The following is a 17393-nucleotide window of genomic DNA, read 5'->3' on the forward strand; positions in this document are numbered from 1 at the left end:
AAACGATGCCCGCTGTTAAAGAAAAAAAACAGAGCAAACTGCAGCTGATTTTTATGGTAGTGATTATTCCTGTCTTGTTTGCCGTTATGCTGGCAGGAGTAGTCATGTACTATCTCGGTTTTCAACCAGTTCGATATGCTGCTGATTTTACCGCTTCTTTGTTCAGTGAAGAAGAAGTCGATGAAGAAGAGGAAGCAGTGTTGCACCATGAGAATCAGGAACTGCAGCGACGTATTGAGGAATTGGAATTAGAGCTGGAAGAAGCGCTTGCTGCTGCTGAAGAGGAAGATCCCGAATTCGAAGAAGAGGAAGATGAAAATGAAGATTCCAGTCAGGCCCTTGAAGAACTGGAGGATATGATTCGTACGCTTCAACTTATGACTGCTTCGAGAGCAGCGGCGATCATGGAAGAAATGACGCTTGAAGAGGCAGTAACGTATTTTAGGGGGATGCAGGTGACAAGCAGGGCCGAGATCCTCTCCAGAATGGAGGAAGATCAGGCGGCAGCGATCATCAATGCACTGTCGAGCGAATAATCAGTGATCTGATACCGAAAGGAGGTGAAAAAATGCTCATACAGCTTATGCGAGCAGTAATGACAGAAACGCCGATTCATTCAAAAGACGATGCATCATCTGAGCACGCTTTTATGGACTTGCTTCAGCTTGCGGAAGAAAATACGGGCGAGCCAGTAGAGGAGCTGATGTCAGAAGAGTTACTGGATGAAGCTGATGTTCCACTCCTGATGCTGCCGAGAGAGGCGCAAACAGTAATCAGGGAATTGTTGGAGAGGCTGCAGGAGGAACAAGGTGTTTTTACCATTGATGCAATATCCGGAGAACTGATTTTAGAGCAGCCTGGTGATGGAGAACAAAGAAAACAGCCTGTCGACACGGAGAATCAAACGCTCCTGCACCAAATTGAACAGCTGATCAGCGGTGAAGTCGATTCGTTGGACCTGATAAAGCTTGAACGAGTGGCAGCTGAAGTACTCTACAGTGCTATAAAGAACTCAGCAGCTCTGGAGCTGTTCGCAGAAGAAGTAACCAAGTGGATCGATATGCAGGATGCCACTGGTGAGCTGAAGGAAGTCAACCAGCTGCTGACAGTGAAAGAAGCTGAAGCTCTTTTAGTACTGATTCAATCAGAATTGAAACAACACGAACCTGTCAGAGCGCCCGAACAGGCATTTATTTTTAGACGGCCAGGAGAACAGACAGCAGCTCGACCTGTTTTTGAAGAACCGCTTCCGGTGATGAAACAAAAAGCCCCTGTGAAACCCGTCAAATCAGAGGCGTTCTTACATCATAAGCCGCTCCCGGATATCCGTGTTCAAACGTTTGTCCCGCTTTCCATGCAGGCAGCCGTTACGGAAAGCACCGGGAGGCAGGAGACGATGATCAAGCAATTTGAAACGCTGGTGAAACGACTGCAAGTACAGCAGATGCAAAACGGAGCGCAGCAACTTACAATCCGTCTGCATCCACAAAGCCTCGGCAGACTGGAAGTTACACTGCAGCAGGTAAATGGTGTCATGCAAGCCAGAATCATGACATTTACCTCGCAGGCCAGAGAAGTGATGGAGCAGACTGTGCATCAGCTTAAACAAGCCTTTCAACAGCAGAATTTACAGTTGGACCGCATTGATATTCAACAGTCTGTACAGCAATGGAAAGAACATCAGGAGTCAAAACGCCAACAGCAGGAGCCAAACCTTGAAGCTGCTCAGGAAGATGAAGAGGAGCAGGATACAGATTTGGATTTCAGCGAGCTGATGGCATCCTTATTAGAGGAGGTGAATGACTAATGCTTCAATCGGCAGGAACAAGTCCTCAACCTGTATTCTACGAAGATTTAGTTAAACAGAAAAAGAACCAGGCGCCGCAGCAGGATTTAGACCGAGATGCATTTCTTAAGATTCTTTTGACGCAGCTTCAAAATCAGGACCCAATGAATCCAATGGAAGATAAAGAGTTTATTGCTCAAATGGCGCAGTTTTCGACACTGGAGCAAATGACGAACTTGAACGAAACAATGAGAAAAATGTTTGAAAGCCAGCAGCAGAATGGTTTTGTTTCGCACAGCGATTTGATCGGTCGGGAAATTACGTATGAAATGGAAGACGAAGAAGGCCGCAAATCAGAAAAAACAGGAATAGTAGATTCCGTTTTATTTAAAGATGGGCGAGCGATGCTTGCAGTCGGAGAGGAAAAGATACCGACCTCCAGCCTTCGATCTGTTAATCAAATGTAAAGGAGAGGGACAATGACCAAGATCATGCCCCATCATCTCCAGTTTCCGCCGCCTGGAGCATTGAACAAACCGGAGCAAAACGGCAGAGCCGACTTCAAAGCAGCTCTACAGTCTGCAGAATCAGGTATTCAGCTGAGTAAACACGCAGCAAAACGAATGCAGGAAAGAGATATATCCATTTCTTCGGATACTTGGAGAACGATGGATCAGAAACTGTCCGAAGCAGAACAAAAAGGAGTAACCGACTCCGTTGTTATAACGGCTGACGCTGCACTGGTTGTTAATACGGCCAGTAAGACAGTCATCACTGCAGTCGAACGCGGCGAGAGCAACGGAAGTATTTTCAGTAATATTAACGGCACCATCATTTTATAGTCGGCTGGACCTTCGGGAAGCCGATGCGCTGCTGACTGACAGATGCAGCGCCTACATTCGAAAGGGGATAGCATACGATGCTTCGATCATTATATTCAGGTATTGGCGGGATGGGGAACTTCCAAAACAAGCTGGATGTTATCGGAAACAACATTTCAAACGTTAACACACACGGATTTAAAAAAGGACGGACGACTTTTAACGACCTCGTCAGTCAGCAGATGCAGGGGGCCGGTGCTGCCGGTGCTCAACGAGGCGGAACAAACCCGCAGCAGATTGGCCTTGGCGGCGGCATGTCAACAATCGATACGGTTAATACGCAAGGCTCCCTTCAAACCACCGGCCGCGATCTTGATCTGGCGATTACCGGTGACGGCTACTTTGTCGTTCAGGACGGCGATCAGATGATGTACACCCGCGCCGGCAACTTTTACCTGGATTCAACCGGAACATTAGTGAACGGTGACGGGCTAAGCGTAATGGGTGTCGGTCCAGGAAATGACGCTGATGCCTTCGGGGAGGGAGCGCTTGGTCCACTGACTATTCAAGCAGGTGCAGCAGCTGGTGATATAGGAGCTGATATCGATGATGCGGAGGCAACTCTGCAAAGCTTCAGTATCGCACCGTCTGGAGAAATTAACGGAGTATTTTCAAATGGTCAGTCTGCTGTACTCGGGCGTATCTCCATGGCAAACTTTGCTAATCCGGGTGGACTGAATAAGGCAGGCAACAATACGTACGCCGTCACGGCGAACTCTGGTGATCCGCAGTTTGGCACGCCTGGTACTCAGGGGCGCGGCGAATTAGTCGGTGCTTCTCTTGAAATGTCGAACGTCGATCTTTCCGAGGAATTTGCCGAAATGATTATTGCTCAACGTGGATTTCAGGCGAATACACGAATGATTACAACATCAGATGAAATCCTTCAGGAGCTCGTTAATCTGAAGCGTTAAATATAACTAACGGCGAACCGGGCAGCAGTTCTGCTGCTCCGTCGTCTTAATTGGAGGTGGCTGAGTGATTGAACTGACCCGTTTAAACAGCCAGCCATTTATGCTGAACGCCCTGTTCATTGAACAAATTCAGTCTTTTCCAGATACAACGATCACCCTGATTAACGGAAAAAAACTGGTCGTTTTAGAAACAGAGCAGCAGATGGCTGAAAAAATAAAGAGATTTTATCAAGAAGTCGGACTGGCTGGAACAGCAGCCGGACTCGTGTTGGAAGGGGAAAAAAATGCTTCAGAATAGGCTGCTGAACGTGACGCTTATGGTGCTGGCTGCTATGACCCTGATCGGTATCATTACATTCTTTTTATACACACAATTTTTCGAAACGAGCGTCGAGGGAGAAGAAGAACCGAAAGTTGAGGAAATTGTAAGCAGGTCGCTTGAAACGGAAGAGATTACGACAAATCTGTACTCAAATCAGATTATTCGTTCATCGTTCGTTCTGCAGGCAGACAGTGAAGATGCAAAAGCAGAGCTCGAAATGAGACAGTTTCAAGTAGAAAACATTATTATCGGACAGCTTTCCGACAGGTCTGTAGATGATTTTCGCGGATCTGAAGGAATTCGTAACTTAGAAGCCAGCATTCGGGAAGAATTAAATCAATTGATGACAGAAGGCAATGTCGTAGAAGTTTATATGAATCAGAAAGTGATTCAATAAACCGGTTTTACAATAAGGCGAGGTGTTTGGCATGGCAGATGTGCTCTCACAAAGTGAGATCGACGCTCTTCTCTCTTCGTTATCTACTGGAGAAGTAGACGCAGATGAGCTGAAAAAAGAAGAAACAGAAAAGAAAATAAAAGTCTACGACTTTAAGCGGGCGCTCCGTTTTTCAAAAGACCAGGTCAGGTCGATAACGCGCATTCACGAAAATTTCGCCAGGCTGCTGACCACCCAGCTTTCCGCTCACCTAAGAACGTACGTTTCGATCTCGGTAGCTTCTGTCGATCAGCTCCCTTACGAAGAGTTTATCCGGTCGGTTCCGAAGATGACGATTTTAAACGTGTTTGAACCATTTCCGCTTGATGGACGCTTCGTAATGGAGATGAACCCAAACATTGCCTACGCAATGCTCGACCGCATGCTCGGCGGACGAGGAGAACCATATAACAAGGTTGAAAATCTGACGGAAATAGAAATTAAAATCATGACCCAGCTGTTTCAGCGTATGCTGGAGGTTTTCCGCGAGGCCTGGCTCTCAGTGGAAGAGTTCGATCCTGTGATGGAGGACGTGGAGGTCAATCCTCAATTTCTTCAACTGGCTTCTCCAAATGAAACGGTTGTCGTTATTTCATTTTCAACCGCAATTGGAGAAGCATCCGGGATGATCAATATTTGCCTTCCGCACGTAGTCATTGAATCAATCCTTCCGAGATTGTCGATTCATCTATGGATGCAGGAGAAGCAAAAGGAGCGTAATGAAGAAGAGCTGCAATCATTGGAGTGGCATGTGAAAGGCTCCCAGGTCCCCTTCATCGTCGAGCTGGGCAGGACCGATGTCACCATTGAGGAGTTTTTATCGCTCGGCGGCGGCGACATGATCGAACTAAATCAAAAATACGATAGACCGCTTACGGCCAGAGTTGGCGAAGAATCCAAATTTAAAGTACAGCCAGGTAAAATGAAACAATCACTTGCTGTACAGGTCACGGAAGTACTGGAGGGACTGGATAATGATGAATGACGATATGCTTTCACAAGACGAAATAAATGAATTGTTGAACGGCCTGGATGAAGAGGAACCCGATCCGGCACCTGAGCCTGAAGCCGAAAAGATTCCACCAAAAGAAGCAGGGCTCGAGGCGATAGAAGAGGATGCGCTGGGTGAAATCGGCAACATAGCATTTGGAAGTTCGGCTACTGCACTGTCTACGCTACTTAATCAGAAGGTCGACATTACAACTCCAAAAGTACAGATGGTTGCCCGTGAATCGCTGCAGCAGGAATTCCCAAAACCGCACGTTGCTGTATCTGTCGAGTACACGGAAGGGTTTGAAGGCGTGAACCTTCTCGTAATTAAAACGAAGGATGCTGCAATCATTGCAGACCTGATGATGGGCAATGATGGGATGAACGTAGAAGAACAGCTTGGCGAAATGGAAATGAGTGCCGTACAGGAAGCGATGAATCAGATGATGGGTTCAGCTTCCACCTCCATGTCGACGATATTCAATCAAAAAGTAGATATATCGCCACCGGGCATTTCTATCATGGATCTGCAGGAGGATCCGGATGGCGCGGAGCTTCCGGATGACGATCAGCTCGTACAAATATCATTTGATTTAAAAATCGGAACACTCATCGATTCGAAAATTATGCAGCTGTTTACCCTGTCGTTTGCAAAAAACATGGTGCAAAAGCTGATGAACCCTGCTGCACAGGATATCCCGAATGAGGTACTGGAAACGGTAACGGAGGATCAGCCGGCAGCTGCCGCTGAACCTGAAAAAGAAAGCAGGACGCCCGCGGAGAGCGCGCGCTTAAATGAACCCAACCATCAGCCTCAGCATGTCGGTACAAGGCATCCGCAGCGGGAAGCAGATATTCATGAAGCAGCCTTTACAGATTTTTCAGGTCCGCAGTTAAGCGATCAGGAAACAAGAAATCTGGAAATGCTGATGGAAATACCGCTTGAAGTTACGGTTGAGCTGGGCAGAACGAAGCGCTCCATCAAAGATATTTTGGAGTTCTCAAAAGGATCGATAGTTGAACTGGACAAGCTGGCCGGAGAACCGGTAGATATTTTAGTGAATCAGCGCCTGATTGCAAAAGGGGAAGTCGTCGTCATCGATGAAAACTTCGGTGTGCGCGTACTGGATATTGTCAGCAAAGAAGACCGAATGAAAAATTTACGCGGATAGCGGATGAGGAGAATGGACAATGGGAAAAAAAGTACTCGTAGTAGATGATGCGGCATTTATGCGGATGATGATTAAGGACATTTTAGAGAAGAATGGATTTGTGATAGCGGGTGAAGCAGCTGATGGGGCACAGGCTCTTGAATTGTACAAGGAGCTTTCGCCAGATCTCGTGACGATGGACATTACGATGCCGGAGATGGATGGAATTTCTTCATTGAAGGAAATAAAAAAGCATGACCCGGATGCGAATGTGATTATGTGCTCTGCGATGGGACAGCAGGCAATGGTAATCGATGCGATCCAGGCAGGTGCGAGAGATTTTATCGTAAAGCCGTTTCAGGCAGACCGGGTGCTCGAAGCCATTAATAAATCGGTTGGGTAATACAGGGGGCGTGTAACGTGCGGGTACTATTCTTAATCAGCATCATCCTGCTCTTTCCTGCTACCGCTTGGGCGGAGTCGGAATACGGTGAGCAAGAGCAAAGCGTGCTTGAAGGACTCCAAAACGGGAGTACGGAAAATGAAAGCGGAGATCCTCAGGGAGAGGAAAGCTGGGATGAGGTAGAAACGCCTTTTCCTGTTAACGGTGACAATCAAGGAAGCGGCATGTTTATGATGACGCTGCAGCTCTTTGGCGGATTGGCTGCAGTGCTGGCGCTGCTTTATTTTGTCTTAAAGCTGGTTAACAAAAAAGCGAAAAATTTCAGCAGCACACGCGGACTTGTCAATGCAGGAGGGGTCGGCATCGGGACAAATAAATCCGTACAGCTTGTAAAAGCAGGCGACCGGCTCCTTGTACTGGGAGTGGGAGACACCGTCACGCTGTTAAAAGAAATTACGGATGCGGAAGAAATCGAAAAACTGCTGGCTGATGAGCGTTCGGATTTTTCGGTTTCGAAGCAAGCAGTGGCAGGCTGGTTTTCGAGAAAAAAAGAGAATCCATATGCTGCAGACAGCGGAGAGCAGTTCCCTTCTTTTCTTTCCAAAGAGCTCGATCGCGTAAAGCAGTCTCACAGTAAAGTGAAAGAGGCGCTGGAGGCTCGTAAAAAATGATGACAGCATTTATTGAGATACCAGCTCTGGATATTTTCAGCCAGGACGGTGAGAATCTAACGTCCACCGTGCAGCTGCTTTTGTTACTGACGGTTCTGTCTATCGCACCGGCGATCTTAATATTAATGACGAGTTTTACGAGAATCGTTATTGTGCTGTCATTTGTCCGTTCCGGACTCGCAACACAGCAGATGCCGCCAAACCAAGTCATCGTCGGACTGGCTCTTTTTCTTACATTTTTTGTGATGGCTCCGGTCTTTTCGGAAGTAAATGAGAATGCCCTGCAGCCGATGTTTGATGGAGAGCTCACTCAGGAGGAAGCTTTCGAAGAGGCTGCAGCACCTATGAAGCAGTTCATGGCCGAACATACGCGAGAAAAGGATTTGGCGCTGTTTATGGGATATGCCGGGGAAGAGCGACCGGAAACGCTGGATGATATTCCGTTAACGGCTCTGGTACCTGCGTTTGCCATCAGCGAATTGAAAACGGCTTTTCAAATCGGGTTTATGATCTTTGTTCCCTTTCTCGTCATCGATATGGTCGTCGCAAGTGTACTCATGTCAATGGGGATGATGATGCTTCCGCCTGTGATGATCGCACTGCCGTTTAAAGTATTACTCTTTGTAATGGTCGACGGCTGGCATTTAATTGTACGATCGCTATTATACAGCTTTTAGGAGGTTTACGCATGAGTCAGGAAATGGTGCTCGGCTGGGCAGAACAAGGCGTGTTCGTCACGCTCCTTATAGCAGCACCGCTGCTGCTGACGGCGCTCGCGATAGGACTCGGGGTCAGTATTTTTCAGGCAACGACTCAAATACAGGAACAAACGCTGGCTTTCATTCCGAAAATTGCAGGGGTCATGATCGCACTGATTGTGTTTGGACCGTGGATGCTGACGCAGCTGCTTACATTTGCTGAATCAATTTTCAGCAACCTGCATCAGTTTATCGGATAGCCATGGAGTGGTTGGAATGGTTTCCGGCATTTCTGCTGATTCTTGTCAGAATGTCAGCCTTTATGATGACGCTTCCGTTTTTCTCCTATCAAACAGTCCCGGGTCAACTGAAAATAGGCGTCGCTGTATGTATGTCATGGATTATATTCTTTACAGAAGATTGGCCGGTTCTGGAAATAGACTACAGTTATTTTTTACTCGTCTTAAAGGAAGCGCTTGTCGGTCTCACAATCGGGCTAGTCGCAGTCATTTTGTTGTATGCAGTACAGATAGCTGGTGGATTAATTGACCTTAAACTCGGATTTTTAATTGCAAATGTGGTGGATCCTCAAACCGGAACCCAGTCGCCGCTGCTAGGAAGCTACTTGTATACATTTGCACTGCTGTTTATTTTAGCAGTAGACGGCCATCACCTGATGATTGACGGAGCCTACTTCAGCTATCAATATATTCCGCTTGATCAGCCATTTTTGCCGTTCGGAGATGAAAGACTTATCGATTTTATTATCGTCACATTCAGCACAATGTTTATTATCGCGTTTCAAATGTCGATGCCTGTTGTGGGATCCATTTTTCTAGTTGATGTCGCACTCGGCATGATTGCACGTACCGTGCCGCAGGTGAACGTTTTTGTTGTTGGGCTTCCACTTAAAATATTTCTGGGACTGATCGTGCTGATACTGACGATGGCACCGTTTTTGATGCTCGTCCAGCATCTGGTTGATACGACGATAGAAACGATGCGTACACTTATGCAGATATACGGAGGCGTCTAATGCACCTGCAGCTGGATCTTCAACATTTTGCACAAGAAAAAACCGAGAAAGCGACGCCTAAGAAAAGGCTGGAATCAAGGAATAAAGGACAGGTTGCGAAAAGCACGGATGTGAATACGGCATTTATTCTTATGCTGGTATTTTTGCTTTTCTGGCTCATGGGAAGCTACATTACACAGGAACTCATGGCGATGCTCCGCTTTACGTTTACGGATTTCATGCTGATGGAGCTTACAGAAGAAAATCTGCATATGCTCATGCTCGAATTTTCTTTTCAGGCGTTTTTAATCACGGCACCGGTTATGCTGGCAGCCGGAGCAGCCGGTGTCGCGGCAAATCTCTTGCAGGTAGGCGTGCTGTTTGCGCCGGAAGCAATAAAAATGAAGCTTGAAAAAATTGATCCGATTAAAGGGTTTAAGCGAATTTTTTCAATCCGGGCACTCGTTGAATTTTTAAAATCCATGATGAAAATTCTGCTCGTTGGAATTGTTACTGGAGGTGTCATGTACTTTTTTATTGATGACCTGCTCCGGCTCGGATTGTATTCCATACGGGATGGCATGATGTTGATAGGCAGGCTGATCGTGATTATGGGCCTGGCGGTAGCGTTTCTGCTGATCTTTCTGGCGATCCTCGACTATATGTATCAGAAATACGATTTTGAAAAAAACATCCGCATGTCAAAGCAGGATGTCAAGGATGAGTATAAAAAAACAGAGGGTGATCCGCTCATCAAATCAAAAATTAAAGAGAAACAGCGTCAGATGGCGATGAGCCGAATGATGCAGGAGGTACCGAAAGCGGATGTTGTTATTACGAACCCGACGCACTATGCAATTGCGCTGAAATATGATGAGAACGCCATGGAGGCACCTGTCATAACCGCAAAAGGGGTTGACTATATCGCGCTGAAAATAAAGAACACGGCCAGACAGCATGAAGTTGTCATGGTGGAGAACAGACCGCTTGCGAGAGCTCTGTATGCAGAGGCTGAAATCGGAGATCAGGTACCGGAAGATCTTTTTAAAGCCGTAGCAGAGGTATTAGCCTATGTGTATCGCATTCAGCAGAAAATCTGAGCGGAGTGAAGGAGATTACACGTCATGCCATTAAAAGATCTAAGCATATTGTTGACTGTTATTTTAATAGTGATCATGCTGATCATTCCGCTTCCAACAGTCATTATTGATTTTCTGATTATTATCAATATCACCTTCGCTCTGCTGATTATTCTCGTATCGATGAATACAAGAGAGCCGCTGCAGTTTTCAATTTTTCCAACGCTGCTGCTGTTAGTCACGTTGTTCAGACTGGGGTTGAACGTTTCCACCACCCGGGCAATTCTCGGTAACCAGGGAGACGCCGGAAACGTGATCGAAACATTCGGACAGTTTGTTGTCGGCGGTAACGCCTTAGTCGGCTTTGTTGTATTCGTCATTCTTGTCGTCATTCAATTCATCGTTATCACAAAAGGAGCGGAGCGTGTCTCAGAAGTAGGGGCGCGATTCACCCTGGATGCGATGCCTGGAAAACAGATGAGTATCGATGCTGATTTGAATGCAGGTATGATTTCTGACATAGAAGCAAAGGAACGCAGGCAAAAAATTGAACGAGAAGCTGATTTTTACGGCTCGATGGATGGAGCCAGTAAATTTGTAAAAGGAGATGCGATCGCAGGAATCGTGATCGTCATCATAAACATTATTTTCGGACTGGTAATCGGCATGCTGCAGGAGGGGCTTGCCCTTGCAGAGGCTGCCAACAAATATACACTGCTGACAGTCGGAGACGGCCTTGTCAGTCAAATACCTGCGCTGCTTATTTCCACAGCTACCGGGATCGTCGTCACAAGAGCAGCTTCCGAAGGCAACCTCGGTCATGACGTAACGACGCAGCTGTTTGCTTATCCAAAAATGCTTTACGTAGCAGGTGCAACAATTGCGGCGCTAGGTATCTTCACACCGATTGACCTGCTCGTCACGACCTCTATTGCAGCTGTACTCGGGATAGGCGGCTTTATGCTCGTCCGGTCGCAGCTGGCAGAAGAAATGTGGAAGGATCCTGACGACAGTCCACCGCCGGAAACAGAGGAAGATCTCACCTCACCAGAAAGTGTCGTAAATTTATTGCAGGTAGATCCAGTGGAATTTGAATTTGGCTACGGCCTGATTCCGCTTGCAGATACAAACCAGGGCGGCGATCTTCTGGACAGAGTAGTCATGATAAGGCGTCAGCTGGCGGTAGAAATGGGAATGGTCGTTCCGGTGATCCGGATTCGAGATAACATTCAGCTTCAGCCTAACGAATATGTTATTAAGATTAAGGGCAGTGAACTGGCACGTGGAGAGCTGCTGCTTGACCATTATATGGCGATGAGTCCTGGAATAGATGATGAGCAAATTACAGGAATCGATACAATAGAACCTGCATTTGGACTACCGGCCCTGTGGATTTCTGAGGACATGAAAGAACCCGCTGAACTATCAGGCTACACGGTGGTTGACCCTCCTTCGGTTGTCTCCACTCATCTGACAGAAGTTATCAGAAAGCACGCCCATGAGCTGCTCGGTCGCCAGGAAACAAAGCAGTTGATAGACCATATGAATGAAAGCTATCCAACACTCGTAGAAGATGTGACGCCGACACCGCTTTCTACGGGAGAGGTACAAAAGGTGCTGAAAAAACTGCTGCAGGAAAAAGTGTCAATCCGAAACTTGCCTGTCATCTTTGAAGCTCTTGCAGACTACTGCAGAATGACGAAGGATACAGATGTTCTGACAGAGTATGTGAGGCAGGCCCTGTCCAGACAGCTTTCGGCTCAATACGCATCAGAAGGAGAGCCGCTATTTGTCATGACGGTTAGCGGCTCAGTTGAAAAAATGGTCGCAGATGCCGTGCAGCAGACGGAACACGGGGCTTTCTTAAACCTTGATCCGGAAAATGCGCAAAAGCTCGTAGAAGCCGTGATGCAAGAGTCAGAAAAAATGCAGGAAATGGGGCGTGCACCTGTTATTCTCTGTTCACCAGCTGTCCGAATGTATATTAGACATCTGATTGAGCGGTATCTTCCGCAAGTACCTGTACTTTCCTACAACGAACTGGAGCCCGATATTGAAGTGCAGAGCACAGGGGTGGTGAATGTGAAATGAGAGTAAAGAAATATACAGCTCCTTCCATGGGAGAAGCAATGGCGAGAGTGAAGCAGGACCTGGGGATACACGCCGTGATTCTGCATTCAAGAAAACGGAAAACGGGAGGCATATTTGGTCTCTTAGCCAAAACAATTGTTGAAGTGACAGCTGCTCATGACCCTGATCCAGGAGTAGGAAAGCCGCAAAAAACGGTGAACCAAGTGAACCGATTGAAAATGGAAGCGCCTGCCAATGCACCGGATGAGAGTATCAGCGCAGGAGAAATGAAAATATCCTCGCCGGATGCGATAGGCAGCTGGCTGCAACGGTTACAAAAAGCAGGTCTCGGTGAAGCAGAGACAGAAAAGATAAAGGATAAACTGTTTCGAGTCTGGTACTCCGCTGATGCTGAGCCGGGAGCTAAAGCATTAGAGTCAGCTGTGAAAGAAGCTGTTTCAGAACTGATTCCTACGCCTGTTCCGGCTGCAGAAGCACGATATGTGCAGGTATTCGGTCCAACTGGGGTTGGCAAAACGACGACATTAGCTAAACTGGCTGCCAAAACTGTTCTCCAAGATAAAAAAAGGGCTGCTTTTATTACGGCTGACACATATCGGATAGCGGCAGTAGAACAGTTAAAAACCTATGCAGAGCTTCTTGAAATTCCAGTTGGAGTAGCATACTCAGCTGAAGACATTCAGCGGTTTCGAAATCAGTTCAGCGACTATGATCATGTATTTATCGATACCGCCGGTCGAAATTACCGTAACACACATTATGTAAACCAACTTCAGGACATTCTCGGTGACGATTCCGATTCGGAACGGCACTTAGTGCTTTCAGCCACTTCGAAGCTGGAGGATATGGAAGCGGTCGTTTCGCAATTTGCCCATGCCCAGCCGGATTCGCTTATTTTAACGAAATTTGATGAAACAGTGACTGCAGGGGCAGCAATCAGCATCGCCTGTTCAGCTGGTATTCCGGTGAGTGTGATGACGACCGGACAGAATGTCCCGGATGATCTGCTTTCAGCGGACAGAGACAGGCTTACAGATCGGCTGCTGGACTGGAGGAACGAAACGTGAATGATCAGGCGTATATGCTTAGAGAAAGAATGCGGATGCAGCGTCAATCCACTGCGAAGCCGGTCAGAACTACGGCGATCTGCAGTGGAAAAGGTGGAGTCGGAAAATCGAATATGTCAGTGAATCTCGGCTTAGAGTACGTTAATCGAGGTGAAAAAGTTCTTTTGATGGACTTGGATATTGGCATGGCTAACGTACACCTCCTTTTAGGAACTGAAGCGAAAGGAAGTATTGTGAAAATGCTTGATGACGAGCTTGCCATTCAAGAGGTCATTTCCTGTCACGATTCAGGTCTCCATTTTATCAGCGGAGGAAGTGCGCTTAAGAGACTTTTTTCGCTTGATGAAGCCAAACAGCATCGTTTTAATCAGCAGCTTGAAAAACTCGAAGGAATGTACGACCGGTTCATTTTCGACCTCGGAGCTGGAATTACGTTCGAAAGCCTGCAGTTTTTGAAGGCAGCTGATGATGTGCTGCTCGTTACGACGCCGGAGCCCACCTCTGTAACGGACGCGTATGCTGTCCTGAAATTTATCAGTCAGCTTGAAGAAGCAAGACCGGTTTCCATTCTTGTCAACAGAGCGTCAACTGAAAAAGAAGGAAAACGAACAGCAGACAGTCTCCGTCATGCCGCTTTGAAGTTTCTGGCTTTTCCTGTGGCCTTTGCAGGCAGTATTCCGGATGACGCAGCAGTAGCAAAAGCAGTGAAAACCCAGCTCCCTTTCATCCTTCATGCACCTGCGACCAAAGCTTCCAAAGCAGTTAAGCAGGCAGCAGATACGTTAGCGGGTGAAAAGAAGCAGACGTCCTCCTCTTTCACCGAGCGGTTGAAGACGTTCTTTCTGAGGGGGGAACGACCGTGACGCATCATAGAGTATTAGTAGTCGATGATTCGGCCTTTATGAGAAAGGTGATTTCGGACGCGATCGAACTACTGGCTGATTTTACGGTCTGCGGGCGGGCGCGAAACGGGAGAGAAGCAATAATTCAAGCTCGTCTCCTGAAGCCTGATATCATTACGCTTGATGTTGAAATGCCGATTATGACTGGTCTCGAAGCGCTTCCTGAGTTGTTGAAAACGGCTCCGGTTAACGTCATTATGGTCTCCAGCCTGACAAGCTCCGGAACGGAAGAAACGATGAAAGCACTGTCTGCCGGCGCTGTCGATTTTATCGCTAAACCAGACAATGGAATCTCTTCAGTGGATCGTCTTTCTGAAGAGTTAGCGTGTAAGCTTCGGGCTGCAGCGGAAGCACAGTATCGTCCAGTCTCACTTTCTGCACCAGTGAAACGAGTTCCAAACGTTCAAAGCTCCGGGACTTCTGAACGAGCTGTCGTTATCGGCACCTCCACAGGAGGACCAAAAGCACTGCAAATGGTGCTGCCGCTGCTCCCGAAAGACCTGCCTTGTCCTGTTTTCATCGTTCAGCACATGCCTGCAGGCTTCACTGCTTCTCTCAGCAAACGGTTAAATAATCTGTCAGCAATTACTGTGAAAGAAGCAGAATCTGGTGAAATTGCTAAAAATGGTGTTGCGTATATTGCTCCGGGAGGATACCATTTAACTATGATTAGAAAAGGGACTAATGTATCATTACAATTAGATCAGGAAAAACCTGTACATGGACATCGTCCAGCAGTTGATGTGTTGTTCACTTCCGCAGCTAAGGCGCAATTTGAGCATGTCACGGCCGTTATTTTAACTGGCATGGGAAAAGATGGGGCCGAAGGATTGAAGCAAATTGCTTCTCACAGTCCTTATACATGTCTCTCTGAATCAGAAGCATCATGCATTGTTTATGGTATGCCGCGTGCAGCTGAGTCTACAGGACTAGTAACAGCCGTTCATCATTTGCATGAGATGGCCGCTGAGATTGTCAGACGATGCTGAATTATATGGAGGGCTGAAAAAATGGATAAAAATCAATATTTAGATATGTTCATCGATGAGAGCACAGAACACCTGCAGGCGATAAATGACAACTTGCTGCGACTTGAAAAGAACCCTCAGGACTTAACCATTATCGACGAAGTTTTCCGGTCTGCTCACACGTTAAAAGGAATGGCTGCAACGATGGGCTTTGAAGACCTTACAAATTTAACACATCACATGGAGAATGTACTGGACGGAATCCGTAATGAGAAAATTGAAGCTGGTTCAAACGTTCTTGATATTGTGTTTGATTCGGTAGATGACCTGGAGCAAATGGTTACAGATGTTGCAACGGGCGGGGAAGGTCGCAGGGACGTGAGTGCGATTGTAGGGCGGCTCGGCCGGCTCGAGCAGAAACAGCCTGAAGCTGTGCCGGAATTTGAAACACTCACATTTGATGAATATGAAACCGCTGTCGTCGAACAAGTTAGAGAGCAGGGATTTATCCCTTATCAAGTATTCATCAGTCTTTCGGAAAATGTCGTTTTAAAAGCCGCAAGGGTTTTTATGGTATTTGAAGCTTTGGAAAAACACGGCGAAGTAATCAAATCCATTCCCGCAGCTGAACAGCTTGAGGAAGAGGCTTTTGATTTTGATTTTCAGGCAGTGGTGCTTTCTGCACATACCGCTGAGGAAATTCAATCCGCTGTACTAAAAGTTTCAGAGGTAGCTTCCGTCATCTGTGCGGAGGCCGAGATGCAGAAACCGGTGATTCAGGAGAGGGTTCCGGAGACAAAAGAAAATGACTCCGCAGATGAAGAACGCTCAGCAGATCCGGTTAAACAAGCACCAGCTGGAAAAACGATCCGTGTGAATATCGACCGGCTTGACAGTCTTATGAACTTATTTGAAGAACTCGTTATTGACCGGGGACGGCTGGAGCAGATAGCCAAAGATCTTGGGAGCAGTGATTTGACCGAAACAGTCGAGCATATGACCCGAATTTCAGGAGACCTTCAAAGCATTATATTAAATATGCGCATGGTGCCTGTGGAGCAGGTTTTCAACCGTTTTCCACGAATGATCCGAGGCTTGTCCAAAGAATTAGGAAAGCAAGTGGAGCTCGTCATATCAGGTGCGGAAACGGAGCTCGACCGAACAGTGATCGATGAGATCGGGGACCCGCTCGTTCACTTGCTTCGAAATTCCATTGACCACGGTATTGAATCTCCTTCTGAACGTGAAGCAGCTGGGAAACCGGCTGCCGGTACCGTCCGACTTCATGCTTATCATAGTGGGAATCATGTTTTCATTGAAGTTTCAGATGACGGGGCTGGCATTCATAAGCAAAAAGTACTTCAAAAAGCGATTACAGGAGGGGTTGTTTCCGAGGAAGCGGCAAATCAGCTGACAGACAAACAAATTTACGAGCTGCTTTTCTCAAGCGGTCTCAGCACCGCAGAAAAGCTGTCGGATATATCAGGAAGAGGCGTTGGACTGGACGTTGTCAAAAACAAAATCGAAACGCTGGGAGGCACGGTAGCAATCGATTCAACGCTCGGAGAGGGCACGGTGTTTTCTGTTCAGCTTCCGCTTACGCTTTCCATCATATCTGTGATGCTCGTAGAAGTTCAGCATGAAAAGTATGCTGTGCCGCTTTCTTCCATTATCGAAACAGCGATTATTAAACGCGAGGACATCTGGAGCGTGCAGCAGCAGAAGGTGATAGATTTTCGAGGGCATGTGGTGCCGCTGCTTGATTTGACGGAGTTCTTTCAGGTGCCGGTTACCGAAGAAAAAACGGAAGAATTGTCTGTCATCATTGTGCGCAAGGGAGATAAAATGGCGGCCCTGGTCGTCCACCGGTTTATCGGTCAACAGGAAATCGTCCTGAAATCACTAGGTGACTATCTGAAAAACACAAAGGCGGTTTCCGGAGCTACTATTTTAGGAGACGGTCAGGTTGCATTAATTATTGATTGTAATGCGTTGATTCAATAGAACTGCACACGCGAA

20 protein-coding genes are annotated in these 17393 nt (G+C 47.0%); all 20 read left to right on the forward strand.

The annotated features are described in order from the left end of the window. The first annotated feature begins 5 nt into the window (after nt 1-5). The 20 genes from ACSZLD_RS02950 (at nt 6) to ACSZLD_RS03045 (ending at nt 17378) form a co-directional block, all read left to right on the forward strand. On the forward strand, nt 6-536 hold the full coding sequence (locus ACSZLD_RS02950; RefSeq protein WP_444684180.1) for a magnesium transporter MgtE N-terminal domain-containing protein: 531 nt from the start codon (nt 6-8) through the stop codon (nt 534-536). Between the two features lie 32 nt (nt 537-568). Further along, entirely contained in the window at nt 569-1807 is a 1239-nt protein-coding gene (locus ACSZLD_RS02955; RefSeq protein WP_444684181.1) for a flagellar hook-length control protein FliK, read from the forward strand. Next, nucleotides 1807-2253, forward strand: coding sequence for a flagellar hook assembly protein FlgD (gene flgD / locus ACSZLD_RS02960; RefSeq protein ID WP_377908234.1), 447 nt, complete (start codon nt 1807-1809; stop codon nt 2251-2253). The genes ACSZLD_RS02955 and flgD overlap by 1 nt, the downstream gene beginning before the upstream one ends. Before the next feature lie 12 nt (nt 2254-2265). Further along, nucleotides 2266-2628, forward strand: coding sequence for a TIGR02530 family flagellar biosynthesis protein (locus ACSZLD_RS02965; protein WP_377908235.1), 363 nt, complete (start codon nt 2266-2268; stop codon nt 2626-2628). Nucleotides 2629-2705: 77 nt separating this feature from the next. Next, on the forward strand, nt 2706-3581 hold the full coding sequence (flgG, locus tag ACSZLD_RS02970; RefSeq protein ID WP_444684182.1) for a flagellar basal body rod protein FlgG: 876 nt from the start codon (nt 2706-2708) through the stop codon (nt 3579-3581). 64 nt (nt 3582-3645) lie between these two features. Continuing rightward, on the forward strand, nt 3646-3879 hold the full coding sequence (locus ACSZLD_RS02975; protein WP_377908237.1) for a flagellar FlbD family protein: 234 nt from the start codon (nt 3646-3648) through the stop codon (nt 3877-3879). Next, nucleotides 3866-4300 carry a flagellar basal body-associated protein FliL gene (fliL, locus tag ACSZLD_RS02980; protein ID WP_377908238.1) on the forward strand — a complete coding sequence of 145 codons (435 nt, stop codon included), beginning with the start codon at nt 3866-3868 and terminating at the stop codon, nt 4298-4300. The genes ACSZLD_RS02975 and fliL overlap by 14 nt, the downstream gene beginning before the upstream one ends. Before the next feature lie 31 nt (nt 4301-4331). Then, nucleotides 4332-5324: a flagellar motor switch protein FliM gene (gene fliM / locus ACSZLD_RS02985; protein WP_444684183.1), complete on the forward strand. Its 993-nt coding sequence runs from the start codon at nt 4332-4334 to the stop codon at nt 5322-5324. Further along, nucleotides 5317-6501, forward strand: a complete 1185-nt coding sequence (fliY, locus tag ACSZLD_RS02990) for a flagellar motor switch phosphatase FliY (RefSeq protein WP_444684301.1) — start codon at nt 5317-5319, stop codon at nt 6499-6501. The genes fliM and fliY overlap by 8 nt, the downstream gene beginning before the upstream one ends. 19 nt (nt 6502-6520) lie before the next feature. Beyond that, nucleotides 6521-6883 carry a response regulator gene (locus ACSZLD_RS02995; protein ID WP_377908240.1) on the forward strand — a complete coding sequence of 121 codons (363 nt, stop codon included), beginning with the start codon at nt 6521-6523 and terminating at the stop codon, nt 6881-6883. A 17-nt stretch (nt 6884-6900) separates the two neighbouring features. After that, entirely contained in the window at nt 6901-7554 is a 654-nt protein-coding gene (locus tag ACSZLD_RS03000; RefSeq protein WP_444684184.1) for a flagellar biosynthetic protein FliO, read from the forward strand. Then, nucleotides 7551-8231 (forward strand): flagellar type III secretion system pore protein FliP, encoded by a 681-nt coding sequence (fliP, locus tag ACSZLD_RS03005; protein WP_377908242.1) that lies wholly within the window; start codon nt 7551-7553, stop codon nt 8229-8231. The genes ACSZLD_RS03000 and fliP overlap by 4 nt, the downstream gene beginning before the upstream one ends. 11 nt (nt 8232-8242) lie before the next feature. Beyond that, nucleotides 8243-8512 (forward strand): flagellar biosynthesis protein FliQ, encoded by a 270-nt coding sequence (gene fliQ / locus ACSZLD_RS03010; RefSeq protein ID WP_168004625.1) that lies wholly within the window; start codon nt 8243-8245, stop codon nt 8510-8512. A 2-nt stretch (nt 8513-8514) separates the two neighbouring features. Beyond that, entirely contained in the window at nt 8515-9288 is a 774-nt protein-coding gene (gene fliR / locus ACSZLD_RS03015; RefSeq protein WP_444684185.1) for a flagellar biosynthetic protein FliR, read from the forward strand. After that, nucleotides 9288-10367, forward strand: a complete 1080-nt coding sequence (gene flhB / locus ACSZLD_RS03020; protein WP_377908244.1) for a flagellar biosynthesis protein FlhB — start codon at nt 9288-9290, stop codon at nt 10365-10367. Before fliR ends, flhB begins: the two co-directional genes overlap by 1 nt. Before the next feature lie 24 nt (nt 10368-10391). Continuing rightward, nucleotides 10392-12437, forward strand: coding sequence for a flagellar biosynthesis protein FlhA (gene flhA, locus ACSZLD_RS03025; protein ID WP_377908245.1), 2046 nt, complete (start codon nt 10392-10394; stop codon nt 12435-12437). Then, nucleotides 12434-13504, forward strand: a complete 1071-nt coding sequence (locus tag ACSZLD_RS03030) for a flagellar biosynthesis protein FlhF (protein WP_444684186.1) — start codon at nt 12434-12436, stop codon at nt 13502-13504. Before flhA ends, ACSZLD_RS03030 begins: the two co-directional genes overlap by 4 nt. Then, nucleotides 13501-14367: a MinD/ParA family protein gene (locus tag ACSZLD_RS03035; RefSeq protein WP_444684187.1), complete on the forward strand. Its 867-nt coding sequence runs from the start codon at nt 13501-13503 to the stop codon at nt 14365-14367. Before ACSZLD_RS03030 ends, ACSZLD_RS03035 begins: the two co-directional genes overlap by 4 nt. After that, nucleotides 14364-15395, forward strand: coding sequence for a protein-glutamate methylesterase/protein-glutamine glutaminase (locus ACSZLD_RS03040; protein WP_377908248.1), 1032 nt, complete (start codon nt 14364-14366; stop codon nt 15393-15395). Before ACSZLD_RS03035 ends, ACSZLD_RS03040 begins: the two co-directional genes overlap by 4 nt. 21 nt (nt 15396-15416) lie before the next feature. Beyond that, nucleotides 15417-17378 carry a chemotaxis protein CheW gene (locus tag ACSZLD_RS03045; RefSeq protein ID WP_444684188.1) on the forward strand — a complete coding sequence of 654 codons (1962 nt, stop codon included), beginning with the start codon at nt 15417-15419 and terminating at the stop codon, nt 17376-17378. Nucleotides 17379-17393: the final 15 nt, after the last annotated feature.

This window comes from Alkalicoccus luteus (assembly GCF_052061695.1).
Lineage (GTDB): Bacteria > Bacillota > Bacilli > Bacillales > Salisediminibacteriaceae > Alkalicoccus > Alkalicoccus luteus.

Coding starts and splice junctions, on each gene's coding strand:
- fliY (WP_444684301.1), top strand. CDS start 5,317: ATGAATGACGATATGCTTTCACAAGACGAAATAAATGAATTGTTGAAC.
- fliM (WP_444684183.1), top strand. CDS start 4,332: ATGGCAGATGTGCTCTCACAAAGTGAGATCGACGCTCTTCTCTCTTCG.
- ACSZLD_RS02995 (WP_377908240.1), top strand. CDS start 6,521: ATGGGAAAAAAAGTACTCGTAGTAGATGATGCGGCATTTATGCGGATG.
- flgD (WP_377908234.1), top strand. CDS start 1,807: ATGCTTCAATCGGCAGGAACAAGTCCTCAACCTGTATTCTACGAAGAT.
- ACSZLD_RS02965 (WP_377908235.1), top strand. CDS start 2,266: ATGACCAAGATCATGCCCCATCATCTCCAGTTTCCGCCGCCTGGAGCA.
- ACSZLD_RS02950 (WP_444684180.1), top strand. CDS start 6: ATGCCCGCTGTTAAAGAAAAAAAACAGAGCAAACTGCAGCTGATTTTT.
- flhA (WP_377908245.1), top strand. CDS start 10,392: ATGCCATTAAAAGATCTAAGCATATTGTTGACTGTTATTTTAATAGTG.
- fliL (WP_377908238.1), top strand. CDS start 3,866: ATGCTTCAGAATAGGCTGCTGAACGTGACGCTTATGGTGCTGGCTGCT.
- ACSZLD_RS03030 (WP_444684186.1), top strand. CDS start 12,434: ATGAGAGTAAAGAAATATACAGCTCCTTCCATGGGAGAAGCAATGGCG.
- fliP (WP_377908242.1), top strand. CDS start 7,551: ATGATGACAGCATTTATTGAGATACCAGCTCTGGATATTTTCAGCCAG.
- fliR (WP_444684185.1), top strand. CDS start 8,515: ATGGAGTGGTTGGAATGGTTTCCGGCATTTCTGCTGATTCTTGTCAGA.
- fliQ (WP_168004625.1), top strand. CDS start 8,243: ATGAGTCAGGAAATGGTGCTCGGCTGGGCAGAACAAGGCGTGTTCGTC.
- ACSZLD_RS02955 (WP_444684181.1), top strand. CDS start 569: ATGCTCATACAGCTTATGCGAGCAGTAATGACAGAAACGCCGATTCAT.
- flgG (WP_444684182.1), top strand. CDS start 2,706: ATGCTTCGATCATTATATTCAGGTATTGGCGGGATGGGGAACTTCCAA.
- ACSZLD_RS03045 (WP_444684188.1), top strand. CDS start 15,417: ATGGATAAAAATCAATATTTAGATATGTTCATCGATGAGAGCACAGAA.
- flhB (WP_377908244.1), top strand. CDS start 9,288: ATGCACCTGCAGCTGGATCTTCAACATTTTGCACAAGAAAAAACCGAG.